14 protein-coding genes are annotated in these 14,400 nt (G+C 57.7%); 8 read left to right on the top strand and 6 right to left on the bottom strand.

The features are described 5' to 3' along the window. Window position 1: 1 nt before the first annotated feature. Entirely contained in the window at window positions 2–376 is a 375-nt protein-coding gene (locus tag C2U40_RS13965) for an ArsC family reductase (protein ID WP_103828922.1), read from the bottom strand. Window positions 377–617: 241 nt separating this feature from the next. On the opposite strand from C2U40_RS13965, the gene C2U40_RS13960 reads away from it, so the two are divergent. The 6 genes from C2U40_RS13960 to C2U40_RS26095 all read left to right on the top strand — a co-directional run bounded on the left by C2U40_RS13960 (window position 618) and on the right by C2U40_RS26095 (window position 5,436). Continuing rightward, complete coding sequence (locus C2U40_RS13960) at window positions 618–2,324, top strand: recombinase family protein (protein ID WP_103828908.1); 1,707 nt, start codon at window positions 618–620, stop codon at window positions 2,322–2,324. Window positions 2,325–2,344: 20 nt separating this feature from the next. After that, window positions 2,345–3,295, top strand: coding sequence for a hypothetical protein (locus C2U40_RS13955; RefSeq protein WP_103828907.1), 951 nt, complete (start codon window positions 2,345–2,347; stop codon window positions 3,293–3,295). Window positions 3,296–3,679: 384 nt separating this feature from the next. Next, window positions 3,680–3,817: a hypothetical protein gene (locus C2U40_RS26100; protein ID WP_010674054.1), complete on the top strand. Its 138-nt coding sequence runs from the start codon at window positions 3,680–3,682 to the stop codon at window positions 3,815–3,817. Between the two features lie 112 nt (window positions 3,818–3,929). Next, window positions 3,930–4,481 (top strand): recombinase family protein, encoded by a 552-nt coding sequence (locus C2U40_RS13950; RefSeq protein ID WP_103828906.1) that lies wholly within the window; start codon window positions 3,930–3,932, stop codon window positions 4,479–4,481. 59 nt (window positions 4,482–4,540) lie between these two features. Further along, entirely contained in the window at window positions 4,541–4,978 is a 438-nt protein-coding gene (locus C2U40_RS13945; RefSeq protein WP_199773217.1) for a hypothetical protein, read from the top strand. After that, a complete protein-coding gene (locus tag C2U40_RS26095; RefSeq protein WP_146054382.1) occupies window positions 4,957–5,436 on the top strand; it encodes a hypothetical protein in 480 nt (159 codons plus the stop codon). Before C2U40_RS13945 ends, C2U40_RS26095 begins: the two co-directional genes overlap by 22 nt. Before the next feature lie 315 nt (window positions 5,437–5,751). Here C2U40_RS26095 and C2U40_RS13940 read toward each other — a convergent pair whose 3' ends face one another. Both C2U40_RS13940 and C2U40_RS13935 read right to left on the bottom strand, forming a co-directional pair. Continuing rightward, window positions 5,752–6,663 carry a LysR family transcriptional regulator gene (locus tag C2U40_RS13940; protein WP_005298997.1) on the bottom strand — a complete coding sequence of 304 codons (912 nt, stop codon included), beginning with the start codon at window positions 6,661–6,663 and terminating at the stop codon, window positions 5,752–5,754. Window positions 6,664–6,979: 316 nt separating this feature from the next. Next, on the bottom strand, window positions 6,980–7,294 hold the full coding sequence (locus C2U40_RS13935; RefSeq protein WP_024943845.1) for a hypothetical protein: 315 nt from the start codon (window positions 7,292–7,294) through the stop codon (window positions 6,980–6,982). Between the two features lie 286 nt (window positions 7,295–7,580). Between C2U40_RS13935 and dcuC the strand changes: the two genes are divergently transcribed. Then, a complete protein-coding gene (dcuC, locus tag C2U40_RS13930) occupies window positions 7,581–8,957 on the top strand; it encodes a C4-dicarboxylate transporter DcuC (RefSeq protein WP_103829172.1) in 1,377 nt (458 codons plus the stop codon). A gap of 84 nt (window positions 8,958–9,041) precedes the next feature. After that, a complete protein-coding gene (locus C2U40_RS13925) occupies window positions 9,042–10,181 on the top strand; it encodes a M20 family metallopeptidase (RefSeq protein ID WP_103829173.1) in 1,140 nt (379 codons plus the stop codon). Between the two features lie 81 nt (window positions 10,182–10,262). On the opposite strand, the gene C2U40_RS13920 is transcribed toward C2U40_RS13925, so the two are convergent. The 3 genes from C2U40_RS13920 to asnS all read right to left on the bottom strand — a co-directional run bounded on the left by C2U40_RS13920 (window position 10,263) and on the right by asnS (window position 14,175). Continuing rightward, on the bottom strand, window positions 10,263–10,919 hold the full coding sequence (locus C2U40_RS13920) for a hypothetical protein (RefSeq protein ID WP_103829174.1): 657 nt from the start codon (window positions 10,917–10,919) through the stop codon (window positions 10,263–10,265). A gap of 134 nt (window positions 10,920–11,053) precedes the next feature. Next, complete coding sequence (locus C2U40_RS13915) at window positions 11,054–12,397, bottom strand: anaerobic C4-dicarboxylate transporter (protein ID WP_103829175.1); 1,344 nt, start codon at window positions 12,395–12,397, stop codon at window positions 11,054–11,056. A 377-nt stretch (window positions 12,398–12,774) separates the two neighbouring features. Then, a complete protein-coding gene (gene asnS / locus C2U40_RS13910; protein ID WP_029303492.1) occupies window positions 12,775–14,175 on the bottom strand; it encodes an asparagine--tRNA ligase in 1,401 nt (466 codons plus the stop codon). Window positions 14,176–14,400 lie beyond the last annotated feature (225 nt).

Genomic DNA, 14,400 nt, shown 5'->3' with positions numbered 1-14,400 from the left:
TTTAACGAGAGAAGAGGGATTGGTAGTGATCGGCCTTGAAGCCCAGGGTCAGCTCACCGTCTCGGTCCAGCAGCGGGCGCTTGATCATGGCCGGGTGCTCCAGCAACAGGGCACGCGCCTTGGCGGTGTCGAGCCCCTGTTTGGCCTCGTCCGGCAGGGTGCGAAAAGTGGTGCCGCGGCTGTTGAGCAGTGCCTCCCAGCCGAGCTGGCTCAGCCAGCGGTCGAGGTCGGCCGGGTTCAGGCCGTCGGCACGGTGGTCGTGAAAGCGGTAGTCGATGCCGGCCTGCTCCAGCCACTTGCGGGCTTTCTTGATGGTGTCGCAGTTTTTGGGGGAAATGCCGTAGAGCACAACTTTGCATTCGGTCTTGTTTTCCATGGAGTTCACCGTGTTCCGTTCAATGGGCCATAGCATACAGGCGATCACTATGCAGGGAAATCCGGCGGCCTTGGGCTGGTCGTCTGGCTGTGGGCTGGTTTTTCTACAACGTGGCATTTTCGGCAAAAATAACTTTGATCGAATGTTGTGTAAAGTGCCGATTTACTGGTAGGCTCATCCCATCCTAATTTTCAGCCATGCTCACTTGCTTCCGATGTGAGCCAACAGCAAAGGAGTTGCCATGAGTCACCCCGTGAAAGCCTATTCCTATATTCGATTCAGTACCCCCAAGCAGGCGCAAGGAGATAGTTATCGCCGCCAGCTTCAGCAGGCAATGGATTACTGTGCTGAGCACAATCTCCAGCTTGATGACAAGACGATTGATGATTTCGGCACGAGTGCATTTCGTGGTGCCAACATGACTGAAGGGGCGTTAGGCCGCTTCGTTGATGCTGTGAAGCACGGTGAGATTGAGCAGGGGTCTTACTTGCTGGTTGAGTCAGTAGACCGTCTGAGCAGGCAGGCAGTAGAAGAGGCCCTTGAACAGTTCCTAGCTATTGTGAGGGCAGGGATCGTCATTGTAACCCTCTCCGATAAGCAGGTCTTTCGTAGAGGTCAGGTGGACTTCACCAAGTTGATAGTCTCAATCGTCTACATGGCCCGTGCTAATGATGAGTCAGAGATGAAAAGCCGTCGGAGCCGTGCAGCATGGTCAAATGGCCGTGAGCAGGCAAGAAAGAACAACAAAGTGATAGCTAACTCCCGTTTACCTTCGTGGCTCACTAGGGATGGGGAGCAGATCGTCCCTATCCCCGAACGAGTGGCCATAGTGAACGAGATGTTTGAAATGGCGAAGTCAGGTTGTGGCTATGAGCAGATTGCTAAGGTTTTCCTAGAAAAGGGCTACAAAACATTCGGTAAAGAGGCTGACTGGCGCCCGGCAGGCATTCAAGCGGTTATCAAGAGTCAAGCCGTGATCGGTGTTTTCCAGCCACATGTCATAGAGAACGGCCATCGGGTGCCTGCTGATGAGCCAATCTTGGGGTACTACCCCACGATAGTCTCCCCAGCCCTGTTTGAAGAGGTGCAACACCTTATCAGCAAGAGAAACAAGCATAGTGGTTCCTATCGCAAGGGAACCTTTAACAATCTCTTCAGTGGTGTACTTCGCTGTCAGTGTGGCGAGTCGTTACGTTATCAAAACAAAGGGCGAGCAGGCAGCCCAAGAAACTATCTGGTTTGTCCCAAGCAAAACACCGCTGGGTGCAAATTACCGAACATGCTTTACGACAAGGTTGAACCACAACTTTTGCAAGCAGTGTTCTTGCTGAACAGGGTAATGAAGCAACGGGTTGAGGGGGAGGATAAAACAATCGCTCTTAGAACCATGCTAGCCGAATTACGAGTTCAGCTAGAGGTTGAGACCCAAAAGAGAAAGAAGGCAGCTCAACTTGTGCTGGATAACGATAATGATGCGGATTATCGAGTCTTGTTCGAGCAGTGCAAGAAGAAGACGCAAGCCTTAGAAAAGCAGATTCAACGAGCTGAAAGTGACCTTATGAGCCGGGAGCTATCAGTGAAAACGCTCAAATACATCGTAGATCCTGAAGACCTTAGCAGTACGGAGCAACGCCAACGATTCAACGGCCAGCTAAAAACAGCGTTGAAGGAAATTCGATTCCGCTTTGATGGCGGCTATCTGTGGGCTGAGTATATGGACATTGATGGTAGTCGCGTATTGACGCAGATCTTTGAAGACAGGTTGGCGGGGAGTTCGATTTATGACGGGTCTAGCTACCTAGTAAGAAAGACTCAAACTGAAGCGCCTTATGGTGTTGACCCTTCTGTTATGCAGCAGGAGATGAGCGATTACATTCGAAATCTCCAGAAGAATGATGATGGTACAGATCCAGATTTCGAAGATTTGAGCTCGGAATATTCCAAGTAAAAAGCTGTCAGGAGGCGTCATTGAACACGACAGCAATTTTCATTGGCCAACCTGCCCGAGGAATCATCGACCCAGAAGCATTGCTATCTCAGATACCTGGGTTCAGCCAACGAAGCACTCGGCGATTCAGTCAGTATGTCAGGCGGGCAATAGACAACATCCGGCAGGTGCGGGGACTCGACCTGCCGGAGGTTCCCGAACCGGATAATGGATTGGGGACGTGGACTCCCTTACAAGCCTTAGCCGTGCTGACCTATGGCCCCAGTTCTCACCTGAACGCTGAGTTGATAGCGGAAATCGAACGGTTGACCGGACAATCGATACCACGAGCGGAAGGCCAGAGTCGCCATGAGGCTGCATTTTATGTGGAATACTTGGCCCCGCTGGTTACTTACTTTCAAATGCAGCAACCGGGTTTGCGAATGGAGGTGATCCCGCAGTTCGATTGCGACCCTTACCGGGTGGATTTTCGGGTAGATTTGCAGTGGTTCGACCCAGACGGAAAGTATTTTGACAAACCGACCCGGCAGGAAACCTACTTGCTGGAGTTTGACGAAAAAGAGCATCTGGAGCCAGTGAACCGTAAAGCAGACCAGCAGCGTGATACTTACATCGAGCAGCAGACGGGCCTCAGACCGCTCAGGATTCGCCATGAGGAGCAAGAGTTGTGGGTTACCATTTGCCGGACTCAGGGACGCATATTGAGCGTTGAGGAGTACCTACAAGGGCTGTTGGTGGCTATGGCAAAGCCGGGCGATGGCCGACATCTTGATATCACGCGAGAGTCTGCCCAGAGTGCTTATACCTGCGATCCAGCCGGGTATCTGCGATATCCAGCTCAGCCGGGACGAGACCTTAAAGCGATTGCAGAGCGGCTTGGCTGGCGGTTGAGTCAGAGGCATAGCGGCAATCTGGCCTATCACCGTCTGACCCCGCCGCGAGTGACTGTCGATCGACACATTTCGGGGTGATGTGTCTGGCCGATTTGAGTCTCACCGACACATCCGACAACGTGTTCATAGGCTTTTCGGGCGGTTGTGTGCGATGTGTGTGCTGTGCCACCCCGATTTATATATCCACTTATGGACACACCACCTATTCACTACTCATTTACTGCACCGAGGGGGGAACCTACCAGCCACCCGAAGGAGAGAAATCAAGAAGATAGCAACGATCCCGCCCCGTTGGCTGCTCTGAAAAAACAATCCCAAACCCCACCAGCTTAAGGAAATCGAGCAGGCAACATTGAGACCCTACGCCGGTATAAGCGAGATGAGACCAACCCCATCGGAGAACCGCATGGAATACATCACATCTGGCCCCTTGTCGGGAGCCACTCAGCAAGGAGAAGGCGTATGAATGAGCAGCAAGGAAACCCGTTACTGAAAGCGTTGGAGGCGGCACTGCTGGCAGCTTTGGGCGTCCTCATCAAGGAGGCCGTCAACTCGATGCAGACACCGCCGCCCCCGCCGAAGGAGCCGGACGCTCAATAGACCATGCCCGTGTGACAGACCGGAAGCCCCCCGGCAACCCCTGTCACACGGGTTGGATTTCGAGTTTTGACACGTTTTTCTTGCAGGGTCTTGAGCCTATTGGGAGGCCATCATGGCAATCATCGGGTATGCCCGTGTCTCGACCACGGGGCAATCGCTGGAGCAGCAACTGATAGCTCTGGCGGAGTGTGAAAAAGTTTTTCATGAGCAGGTCAGCGGTAGCAAGACGGATAGGCCGCAACTACAGGCAATGCTCGAATTCGTCCGCTCTGGAGACGTACTCAAAGTGACCAAGCTGGATCGACTCGCTCGAAACACCCGGCACTTGCTGGAGATCACAGACCAGCTACACGCTAAAGGGGTAACGTTACAGATTCAGAATTTGGGCATCGACACGGCTACCCCGACAGGTAAGCTAATGCTGACTATGATCGGAGCCATCGCCACGTTCGAGCGGGAAATCATGCTGGAGCGTCAAGCGGAAGGGATCGCCTTGGCGAAGGCAAAAGGGGTCTATAAAGGCCGCAAGCCGACAGCGATGGAGAAGCGGGAGGAGGTGCTACATCTTCTATCACAGGGTATCGCTAAGGCATCAGTGGCAAAGCGGTTAGGGATCAGTGTGTCGAGTATCCATCGGATTGCTGTTACAAAACCGACTCAATAGTTTGACTTGGTTGAACAGCATGTCACTTCTTAGTCGTATAGCTGATAAGGCGGTTGGTTTTGAAAGAACAAACAAAAGACATTGGATTTTCAAAGGTTTATCAAAAAATAAAATCCCTTGGTGCTAAAGACATTCGTGCAATCAAAACTGGTAATAGGCGAACTATAGTCTTTACCTCTGATAATGGCAGAGTATACCGTGTTACGACTAGAGCTAAGATGAGTGGAACATGGCAAACTTCGATTGCTTATGGCGAAAAATGTTGTGAAAATAAAAATGAGAATGAGTATTGGGTTTTTGTTGATATATCAAAGGATGACTCTGACTTCTATGTTGTACCAATGTGGTGGATGAAAAACGACATCGCCTGTCATCATGAAAAATATTTAAATGAGCATGATGGTAGGCGACGTGACAATGACTTTTCAAAACACCATGCAATCGCTAAGAAAAGAATTGTACAGTGGGAGAATAAATGGCAGCAAATTGGATTGTAAATAGCCGAACTATATCGGCAATATTGTGTGCACTGTTTACTCAAGGGTGTGCATCTGGGTTTGTTGATTCATATGTAAAGGGGGCTACGGAAGGTATCCTTGGTAAGGATTATATTTCTTCTCCTGAATCAGCAGCTGCATTGGGGCAATATGCAAAAACGTTGGAGATATGCAAAGAATACTTATCGCCACAACAGTTCGGATTATACACATCAGATATATCTTGGTATGTGAACTATATTGATAACTCTTTGGAACGGGAGGCATATACAAAAGCTTTTAATACAACCGAACCTAAAAAAGATGAATGTAAAAAAATATTGTATGATGCTGAAGCTATTCACAATATTCGCCTAGATCAACAAAGGGAGAGTGTAGAAGCTCAGAAAAACCGACGTACAACTCAAACTAATTGTGTTGAGAGGAACGGGGGGGTTAGTTGCACCACCTCAGAATGATTAGCTGAACTAAATAGTTCCGAAAAATATTGTTTGTGAAGCTCAAGGGTAACTTGTCTTTTTCGGTTCTTTTGCAAAGAACTGCTCGCAGTTCTTGATGCCATAGAGGGTGGTGGCCATGGGGAGTCCTTGTCTGCGGGCATGGGCCCGGAAAGCCGAAACTTGAGTCCTGAAACGGGAAATCAAGAAGAGGACCGATTCTGGCATTGTGGCGATCTCAAGGCAACGCCGATGCGCATGGGGGAGGTGGGGCGAGGCGCTGGTCGGGCCTGGGGGGAGGGGAAAAGTGCCCGGCGCGGGACGCGCCGGCGGGCATCAGAGTTCGCTCTGGGTGCGACACCAGAGGTGCAATTCGGATTCGAACCAGTTGAGCATGGCGTTGTTGTCGTCGCGACGATGGCGAATGAGGCTCACTTCGAAGGTGGGCAGGGCGAAGCGGGTCTCGTACTCCACCAGATCCAGCAGCGGCATCAGCGGGCGCAGCACCCGGGCGGGGGAGGTGAGCAGCAGAGGCGCGCACGGCAGGATGAAGGGGGCCGCCAGAAAGCTTTGCACTATTAAGGGGGTGTGTCGGGTCATGCCGTGGGCGGCCAGCAGATCATCGACGATGCCCCCTTCGCTGCCGCGGGGAGCGACCAGCAGGTGCTGGGCCTGGGCGAAGGACTCGATGCACAGCACTTGGCCTTGCAGCGGGTGGCTGCGGTGGGCGGCGCAGATCAGCTTGTCCTCGAACAGCGGGATGCGGCGAAAACGACCGGGCACCTCGTCCTGCTTGCTGATCACCATGCTGATGACCCCTTCGTCGAGCTGGCTCTCATAGTCCGCATTGAGCGGTACCATGTGGATGCGCAGGTTGGGCGCCTGCTGCTGCAGCCGGGCCAGCAGGCTCGGCATCATCACGTACTCCACATAGGTGTGGGCCCCGATGCGCAGCACCCCCTCGAACTGGGCGGGGTCGAGCTGCTCGGGCGGGCTGAAGGTCTGCTCGATGTCGTGCAGGATCTCCCGCAGCGGCAGCAGCAAGGCCTCCGCCCGGGCGGTGGGTTCCATGCCCTGGGGAGTGCGGATCAGCAGGGGATCGTCATAGAGCAGACGCAAGCGGGCCAGTGCCCGGCTGACGGCCGGCTGGCTCATGGCGAGCCGTTCGGCGGCCTTGGTGGTGTTGCGCTCCTCCAGCAGTGCCTTGAGCACCACCAGCAGGTTGAGGTCGACGCCTCGTAAATTCATTCTGTGCATAATGGAATACTAATAAATCATTTCCTTAAGCAGGGCCTTCACTTTAGTCTCATTTCCCGTCGATGGTCAGCATGAAGCTTGGATAAATCAGCGATTTATGCAAACCCATATTGTCCTGTTACCTCTTTCGCGTGGTGCCGGAGGTGGCAAGATTCGACAGCCTGAACTCTTTACTCTGGTCATCCAGAGCGTTGCTTGCTTAGTACCCGCCGTCTCGGCGGGTTTTTTTTGCCTGCGGTTCAGGAAAAGGGGGCCCAAAGAAGTACAAAACGCGCCGGCGGGCGCGTTATTGTGAGGGGTGGATGACTCAGGGCGCAACCGGCCACTGGTAGTCAAACACCTTGGCACGCTCCCAGGGGGCGTCCGGCAGACTGGAGGAGAGGCCGGTATATTTGCCCACATCGTCCACCACGATGGCGGAGAGGATCGGCAACTGGTGCTCGGTGCAGTACATGCGGATGCGTTGCAGCAGCGTGCGCAGCTCATCCTGGCAATTCTCCAGCCCGGCCTGCCTGGCCAGCTTGGAGTAACGAATGGTGGTGCGTTCCTTTGCAGACTCGACGAGGATGTCCCATAGCTTGTAGTCGCAGGTCGTCATGCCTGCGTTGGCTCGGTCTGTCATAACTCTCTCCGGCGCGAAACGGTCGCTGTGTGTCGATGCGCATCTTGGCCAGTTCACTGGCCCCTGACGTTGATCCAAAGCAAAAAAGCCTGAGGTTATTCGCCAGAACGCGTGGCAAAGGGATTCTAAAGGTTTGCCTTTAGTTTAAATTGCTGTTTTTTGTTAAGTGTGTAGCGTTTTATTTCATTGGAGTGTGATCAAGCCATCTTTCTTGACGGGGATCAATGGGAAAGCGCGGTCAGACCACTAGATTCCGCTCCTCGATAACTTTATCAGGAGTGAATATTTGGAACTCGTCTTCGTCTTGCTCGTACTGCTGGCCGTGGTCTACGGCATCGTCAAGGATTACAACCCGCAGGCGGTGCTGGCGCTGGCCGGCATGGCCATCTTCACCGTCGCCTACTGGCTGGGACTGCACCCCATTCTGCCCGCTGACAAGAGCACCGGCTTCGCCCTGTTCGACCTGTTCGAGGTGTTCAAGGGGATCTTCTCCTACCGGGCGGCGGGGCTCGGCCTCACCATCATGGCGGTGGCCGGCTTTGCCACCTACATGTCCCATATCGGTGCCTCCCAGGCACTGGTGCGGGTGGCGGTCAAACCGGTGGCGGGCATCCAGTCCAGCTACCTGATGCTGGCCATCTGCTACCTGGTGGCGGTCTTTGTCTCCCTGTTCGTCACCTCCGCCACCGGCCTTGGCCTGCTGTTGATGGTCACCATGTACCCGGTGATGCGCAACCTCGGCATCAGCCCGGCCTCCGCCTGCGGCGTCATCGCCACCTCCCAGGCGTTCGAAATCGGCCCGACCCAGACCAACGCCATCTTCTCCGCCGGCCAATCCGGCATGGATCCCACCAGTTATTTCGTCGACTACCAGATCTGGCTGGTGGCCCCCATGCTGCTGGTGACTATGGTGCTGCACTTCTTCTGGCAGCGGCACTGTGACCGCCAGGATGGCTGGGATCCGGCCCAGCATCGCGGCGAGCACGCCGAGCTGGACGAGCAGGGCACCGAGGCGGTAGCTGCGCCCACCTGGTACGCCCTGCTGCCCATCATCCCCTTCGTGCTGATGATGACTTTCTCCAAGCTGCTGGTGACCACCATCAGCGTCAGCGTGGAGGTGGCCATGCTGCTGTCGGTCTTTATCGGCATGCTCTGCGAGCTGCTGCGCACCCGCTCGGTGCGCACCGCCTTCGCGGGGCTCTCCAGCTTCCTCGACGGCATGGGCAAGGTGTTTGGCCCTGTGGTGGCGCTCATCGTCTGTGCCGAGCTGTTTGCCGAATCTCTCAAGGCCATCGGTGCCATCGACACCCTGCTGCATTCTGCCAGCAATGCCGGTATCGGCAGCGGCCTGATGACGCTGGTGATGGTAGGTCTCATCATGGTGGCGGCGGTCATCATGGGCTCGGGCAACGCGGCATTCCTGAGCTTCTCCACCCTGGCGCCTGCCGTGGCGGCCAAGTTCGGCGTACCGGCGGTGACCATGCTGCTGCCGATGCAGCTCGCCTCCAGTATCGGCCGCACCGTCTCCCCCATCGCGGCGGTGCTGATCGCCTGCGCGGGCATCGCCAAAGTCTCCCCCTTCGTGGTGGTCAAGCGTACCTGCGTGCCGATGGCGGGGGCGCTGGTGACGGCGCTCACCCTCAACTATCTACTGTTTATGTAACCGGACGGCGGACGGCACGGTCCGTCCGCCCCTTTCATTCGGCCATCGGGCGGGAGGTGTGTCCTCCCGTCCCAGGAGATGACAATGACAGAATCTCGCAACGCTTTTTCTCTGGACGCCTACCTGGCGGATCTGGCCCCCCTCATCAATCTCGATTGCGGCACCCGTACCCCGGCCGGGGTGGCTCGGGTGGCCGACATCATGACCGAGAAATATGAGGCTATCGGCTGGCAGGTGACCCGCCACCAGTTTGCCGCCGAGTGCGGCCCCTGCCTCGAGGCAACCAATGTCCCCGGCGCCAGCCACTACGACGTGATGCTGGTGGGCCACATGGACACCGTCTTCCCGGAGGGAACAGCCGCCAAGCGCCCATTGAAAATCGAAGGCAATCAGGCCTTTGGCCCCGGTGTGTCGGACATGAAGAGCGGTCTGCTCTCCACCTGGTATGCCCTCAAAGAGATGGACCCGGCCGTGCTGGCCAAGCTCAAGGTGCTGGTCTGCTGCAACTGCGACGAGGAGATTGGCTCCCCCTGGTCCAAAGAGTGGCTGGTGGAAAAAGCCAAACAGAGCGGCTGCGTGCTGGTGGCCGAGGCGGCCCGCCCCAACGGGGATCTCATCAGCGCCCGCAAGGGCAATGCCAAGTACCGCATCACCTTCCACGGCAAGGCCTCCCACGCCGGCTCGGCGCTGAGCGAGGGGATCTCCGCCATTACCGAGCTGGCCCACTGGGTGCTGGCCATCAACGAGCAAGTCAACCTCGATACCGGCACCACCATGAACGTGGGGGTGGTGCAGGGCGGCACCGGCGTCAACGTGGTGCCGGACTTTGCCGAGGCGATCGTCGACTTGCGCTTCTGGAGCAATGACGAAGCGGCCGCCGTGCACGCGCGACTCACCTTCATGGCCAACAACCCCTTCCTTGCCGGTTGCCGGGTCGAGGTGGATCGCCAGAGCTTCAAGCCGGCGATGCGCCCGAGTGGCGACACCGAGGCGCTGATGGCGTTGGTGGAGGCGGCGGCGAAAGAGGAGGGGATCTCCTTCAACTGGCTGGAGGCCGGTGGCGGCTCGGATGCCAACTTCACCGCCGCCGCAGGCGTGCCGTCGCTTGATGGCTTCGGCCCCATGGGGGGCGGTTTCCACTCGGAGGCGGAATTCCTGCTGCTGGAGAGCATAGCGCCGCGCATCCGCCTGCTGCAGCGGGTGCTGGGCAAGCTGGCCAACTAGGTCAGCGTCAAAGAAAAGCAAAACGGGAGGCCATCGCCTCCCGTTTTTTATCTGTCCTGCCGGTGCAGACGAGCTGTCCTGCTACCCCTCATCCTCCAGCAGGTAGGCAAGCTGCTCCTGACGGGCAACCTGCCAGTGGCCGAGCGCCAGCGGCGCCGCAAAGCCCGGGCCGTCGGTCACCATGGTGTGGTACTCCCCCTGCTCGCCGCAGGCGTCGAAGCCCTGGCTTGCCGCCAGTTGCTGCAACTCGGCCAGGGTGGCGGTATCGAGCGAGCGTCCCACCCACTCGGGGGCCAGCACCCGGGTGTCGACGCAGGAGAGGTGGGCGACGATGCCGCGGGTCAGCAGGTCTGCCAGCAGCGCCTCGCGGCTTTGCTGCCAGAGCGGGGTGTGGACGGTGAGGTCGAGCGGGCGGCAGCGCTCGCGGATCCAGTTCGGCGCGCCCCCCACGCTGTCGATATCGCCGGTGACCACCCCATCCAGGCGCCACTCCTCTTTCAATGCCGCCAGCGCCGTTTCATAACCGAGATCGAACGGCGCCTCTATGGTGATCAGCAAATGGGGCAGCCCGAGGGCCGCCGCCTGCCGACGCACCTGTGACAGGGGATGGGCCAGAAAGCGGGGGTCGGGCGGGGCAAAGGTAGCCAGTGCCACCACCTGATGGCCCGCTTCACGGGCATGGCAGAGGGCCTGCATGGCATCCTTGCCGCCGCTCCAGAGCACGATGACGCGAGACATGGGGGAGATTCCGCAAAGAAAAGAGGGGCCATGCTACCCAGAGTGCGGGCGGTTGGCAAAACGGGATGGGGCAGGGCGCAAAACAGCAGGCCCCCGGGTGGGGCCTGCTGGACTGACTGAATGGTGCCTGTTGCTTAGAGCAGTATGCTAGTCAGCAGATAACCCAGGGTACAGGAGGTGGCGACCCCGATCAGACCCGGAATGATGAAGCTGTGGTTGATGATGAACTTGCCGATGCGGGTGGTGCCGGAGCGGTCGAAACCGATACAGGCCAGATCGCTCGGGTAGGTCGGCAGCACGAAGTAGCCGTAGCTCGCCGGCAGGAAGGCGATCAGTAGCTTGGGCTCCACACCCAGCGCCAGCCCCATGGGAGCGATGGCGGTCAGGGCTGCTGCCTGGCTGTTCACCAGCTTGGAGATGAGGAACAGCACCAGGGCATAGGTCCAGGGCTGGGCCTGCACCACGTGGGCCAGGGTTTCTTTCAGCAGCGGCATGTGGGCCTGGAAGAAGGTTTCGCTCATCCAGGCGACCCCGAATACCGAGAAGATCGCCACCATGCCGGCCTTGAACACGGCGCCGTTGGAGATGTCACCCGGTTTGACCTTGCAGTGCATCAGGATGATGGCGCCGGCGATCAGCATCATCATCTGGATCACCAGGTTCATGGAGAGCGGGCCTGTCTTGCCACCCATTTCGAACACAGGGCGCAGGGAGGCGTCGGCCCCCAGCACCACCACGGCGGCGATGGCGGCGAAGAAGATCCAGGTCGACCAGTAGGCCTCTTTCGGGAACTTGGTGTTGAGCAGGGTCTCACCGCCGCCGTAGACGAAGGCACGCTGCTGCGGATCCTTGATCTTGGCCTGGAACTCTTCGTCCTTGTCCAGATCCTTGCCGCGACGCAGGCTCCACAGGGCCGCGACTATGACCCCGGTGAGCGAGGAGGGGATGGCGATCATCAGAATGTCGAGCAGACTGTAGGCCTGACCGATGCCGTGACCGGCCGCCAGGATGGAGACCATGGAGACCACGGCCACCGACACTGGCGAGGCGCAGATCGCCATCTGGGAGGCGACGGAGGCGACCGCCATCGGGCGTTCCGGGCGGATGTTCTTCTGCAGCGCGATGTCGGCGATGATGGGGAACATGGTGTAGACCACGTGGCCGGTACCGCACAGGAAGGTGAGGGTCCAGGTGGTGAGCGGCGCCAGCAGGGTGATGTACTGGGGGTGGCGGCGCAGCAGGCGCTCGGCCACCTGCATCATCAGGTTGAGGCCGCCGGCGGTCTGCAGGGTCGCGGCGCAGCCGATCACCGCCAGTATGGTCAGCATCACCTGCACCGGCGGTTCGCCCGGGGTGAGACCGAACACGAAGGTCAGCAGGAACAGACCGATGCCGCTGATGAGACCCAGCCCCATGCCCCCAAACCGGGTACCCAGCAGCAAGCAGCCGAGTACCACCAAAAATTCCATCAAGATCATTCCATTACCTCGCGTTATTTAATCCATGTCTGTGCTGTGTTGGGCTCATGGACCGGGATTGTCTGTTTTTTATTTAGCCCTAAAGGGTTAGTGGTTATTGTGCCTGCCAAAAAAGGGCAAAAATTTGAGGTACTTCAATAACTCATCGCTTTTTGATTTAACGTCATAAAAACCACGTATTAACGTTTTTGTTATTTTGCGGGCAGTAAGTGGCAGCGTATGGGGCTCAACGGCTGGCGCGGGGCGGGTGTGTCAGCAAGGGGGCATGACGGAGGGCGGCAAGAGTGATTAATTGTGGTGCTGGCAAGGCCGTCCGGCCGCCGGACGGGCAACAAAAAGCCGACCCTGAGGTCGGCTTTTAAGGCAAAGTACTGTAATCAGAACTCGGCGGTGCGCGGGGTGCGCGGGAAGGGGATCACGTCGCGGACGTTGCCCATGCCGGTCACGTAAACCACCAGGCGCTCGAAGCCCAGACCGAAGCCGGAGTGGGGCACGGTACCGTAGCGGCGCAGGTCGCGATACCACCAGTAGTCTTCCTTGTTCAGACCCATTTCGGCCAGACGGGCATCCAGCACGTCCAGACGCTCTTCACGCTGGGAGCCGCCGATGATCTCGCCGATGCCCGGGGCCAGTACGTCCATGGCGGCGACGGTCTTGCCGTCGTCGTTGAGACGCATGTAGAAGGCCTTGATGTCTTTCGGATAGTTCTTCACTACCACCGGGGACTTGAAGTGCTCTTCGGCCAGGTAGCGCTCGTGCTCGGAGGAGAGGTCGATACCCCAGGAGACCGGGAACTCGAAGCTCTTGCCGCAGTTTTTCAGCACTTCGATGGCATCGGTGTAGTCAATCTGGGCGAAGTCGGAGGCGACGAAGCGCTCCAGACGACCGATGGCGTCCTTGTCCACGTGCTGGGCGAAGAACTCCAGATCGTCGCGGCGCTCGGCCAGTACGGCGTTGAAGACATACTTCAGCATGGCTTCGGCCAGGGCGGCGTTGTCTTCCAGATCGGCGAAGGCCACTTCCGGCTCAACCATCCAGAACTCGGCCAGGTGGCGGCTGGTGTTGGAGTTTTCGGCGCGGAAGGTCGGCCCGAAGGTGTAGACCTTGGACAGCGCACAGGCGTAGGTTTCGACGTTGAGCTGGCCGGATACGGTCAGGAAGGTCTCTTTGCCGAAGAAGTCCTTGTCATAGTCCACCTTGCCTTGCGGGGTGCGCGGCAGGTTTTCCATATCCAGGGTGGAGACGCGGAACATCTCGCCGGCGCCTTCGGTGTCGGAGGCGGTGATGAGCGGCGCGGCGATCCACAGATAGCCCTGCTCGTGGAAGAAGCGGTGAATGGCCTGGGAGAGACAGTTGCGTACCCGGGTCACGGCGCCGACCACGTTGGTACGAGCGCGCAGGTGGCCCTGCTCGCGCAGGTATTCGATGCTGTGACGCTTGGCGGACATGGGGTAGGTATCCGGATCTTCGACCCAGCCCACCACCTTGACGTCGGTGGCCTGCAGTTCGAACGCCTGGCCGCTGCCCTGAGACTCGACCACCAGGCCGGTCACTTCCACCGAGCAAGCCGTGGTCAGACGCAGCACTTCATTCTCGTAATTGGCCAGGGTATTGGGGACGACTGCCTGTACCGGATGGAAACAGGAGCCATCGGAGATGGCCAAAAATGAGATCCCCGCCTTGGAATCGCGGCGGGTCCGGATCCACCCTTTGACTGTCTGGGTGGTGCCGACCGCATACTTACCGGTCAGCACATCTACTACGGATGCGTGCGTCATCGAAATATTGTCTCCAGCTTGTTCTTGCAGCGCTATTTGCAACACTTGGGGTCTGGCCCGGGCAATCTTGGCCCATCATGGCAGACTAAGCCGTCAATCTTACCCGCGCAGGTTTGATAAACAAGCAAAAATGTCGGACTCTGGGGGGGATTTCGGCGCCTGTCGGCGGATTGGCAGGCCAGTTGGACAGGGGATAAGCGTGAAAGAGCGGCGACGGGGGCCGGA

It is taken from the genome of Aeromonas sp. ASNIH4 (assembly GCF_002934425.1).
Lineage (GTDB): Bacteria > Pseudomonadota > Gammaproteobacteria > Enterobacterales > Aeromonadaceae > Aeromonas > Aeromonas hydrophila.
Note: the sequence above shows the minus strand (reverse complement) of the source record. Positions and strands in the feature narration are given on the sequence as shown.

Coding starts and splice junctions, on each gene's coding strand:
- C2U40_RS13965 (WP_103828922.1), bottom strand. CDS start 376: ATGGAAAACAAGACCGAATGCAAAGTTGTGCTCTACGGCATTTCCCCC.
- C2U40_RS13960 (WP_103828908.1), top strand. CDS start 618: ATGAGTCACCCCGTGAAAGCCTATTCCTATATTCGATTCAGTACCCCC.
- C2U40_RS26100 (WP_010674054.1), top strand. CDS start 3,680: ATGAATGAGCAGCAAGGAAACCCGTTACTGAAAGCGTTGGAGGCGGCA.
- C2U40_RS13950 (WP_103828906.1), top strand. CDS start 3,930: ATGGCAATCATCGGGTATGCCCGTGTCTCGACCACGGGGCAATCGCTG.
- C2U40_RS26095 (WP_146054382.1), top strand. CDS start 4,957: ATGGCAGCAAATTGGATTGTAAATAGCCGAACTATATCGGCAATATTG.
- C2U40_RS13940 (WP_005298997.1), bottom strand. CDS start 6,663: ATGAATTTACGAGGCGTCGACCTCAACCTGCTGGTGGTGCTCAAGGCA.
- C2U40_RS13935 (WP_024943845.1), bottom strand. CDS start 7,294: ATGACAGACCGAGCCAACGCAGGCATGACGACCTGCGACTACAAGCTA.
- C2U40_RS13925 (WP_103829173.1), top strand. CDS start 9,042: ATGACAGAATCTCGCAACGCTTTTTCTCTGGACGCCTACCTGGCGGAT.
- C2U40_RS13920 (WP_103829174.1), bottom strand. CDS start 10,919: ATGTCTCGCGTCATCGTGCTCTGGAGCGGCGGCAAGGATGCCATGCAG.
- C2U40_RS13915 (WP_103829175.1), bottom strand. CDS start 12,397: ATGATCTTGATGGAATTTTTGGTGGTACTCGGCTGCTTGCTGCTGGGT.
- asnS (WP_029303492.1), bottom strand. CDS start 14,175: ATGACGCACGCATCCGTAGTAGATGTGCTGACCGGTAAGTATGCGGTC.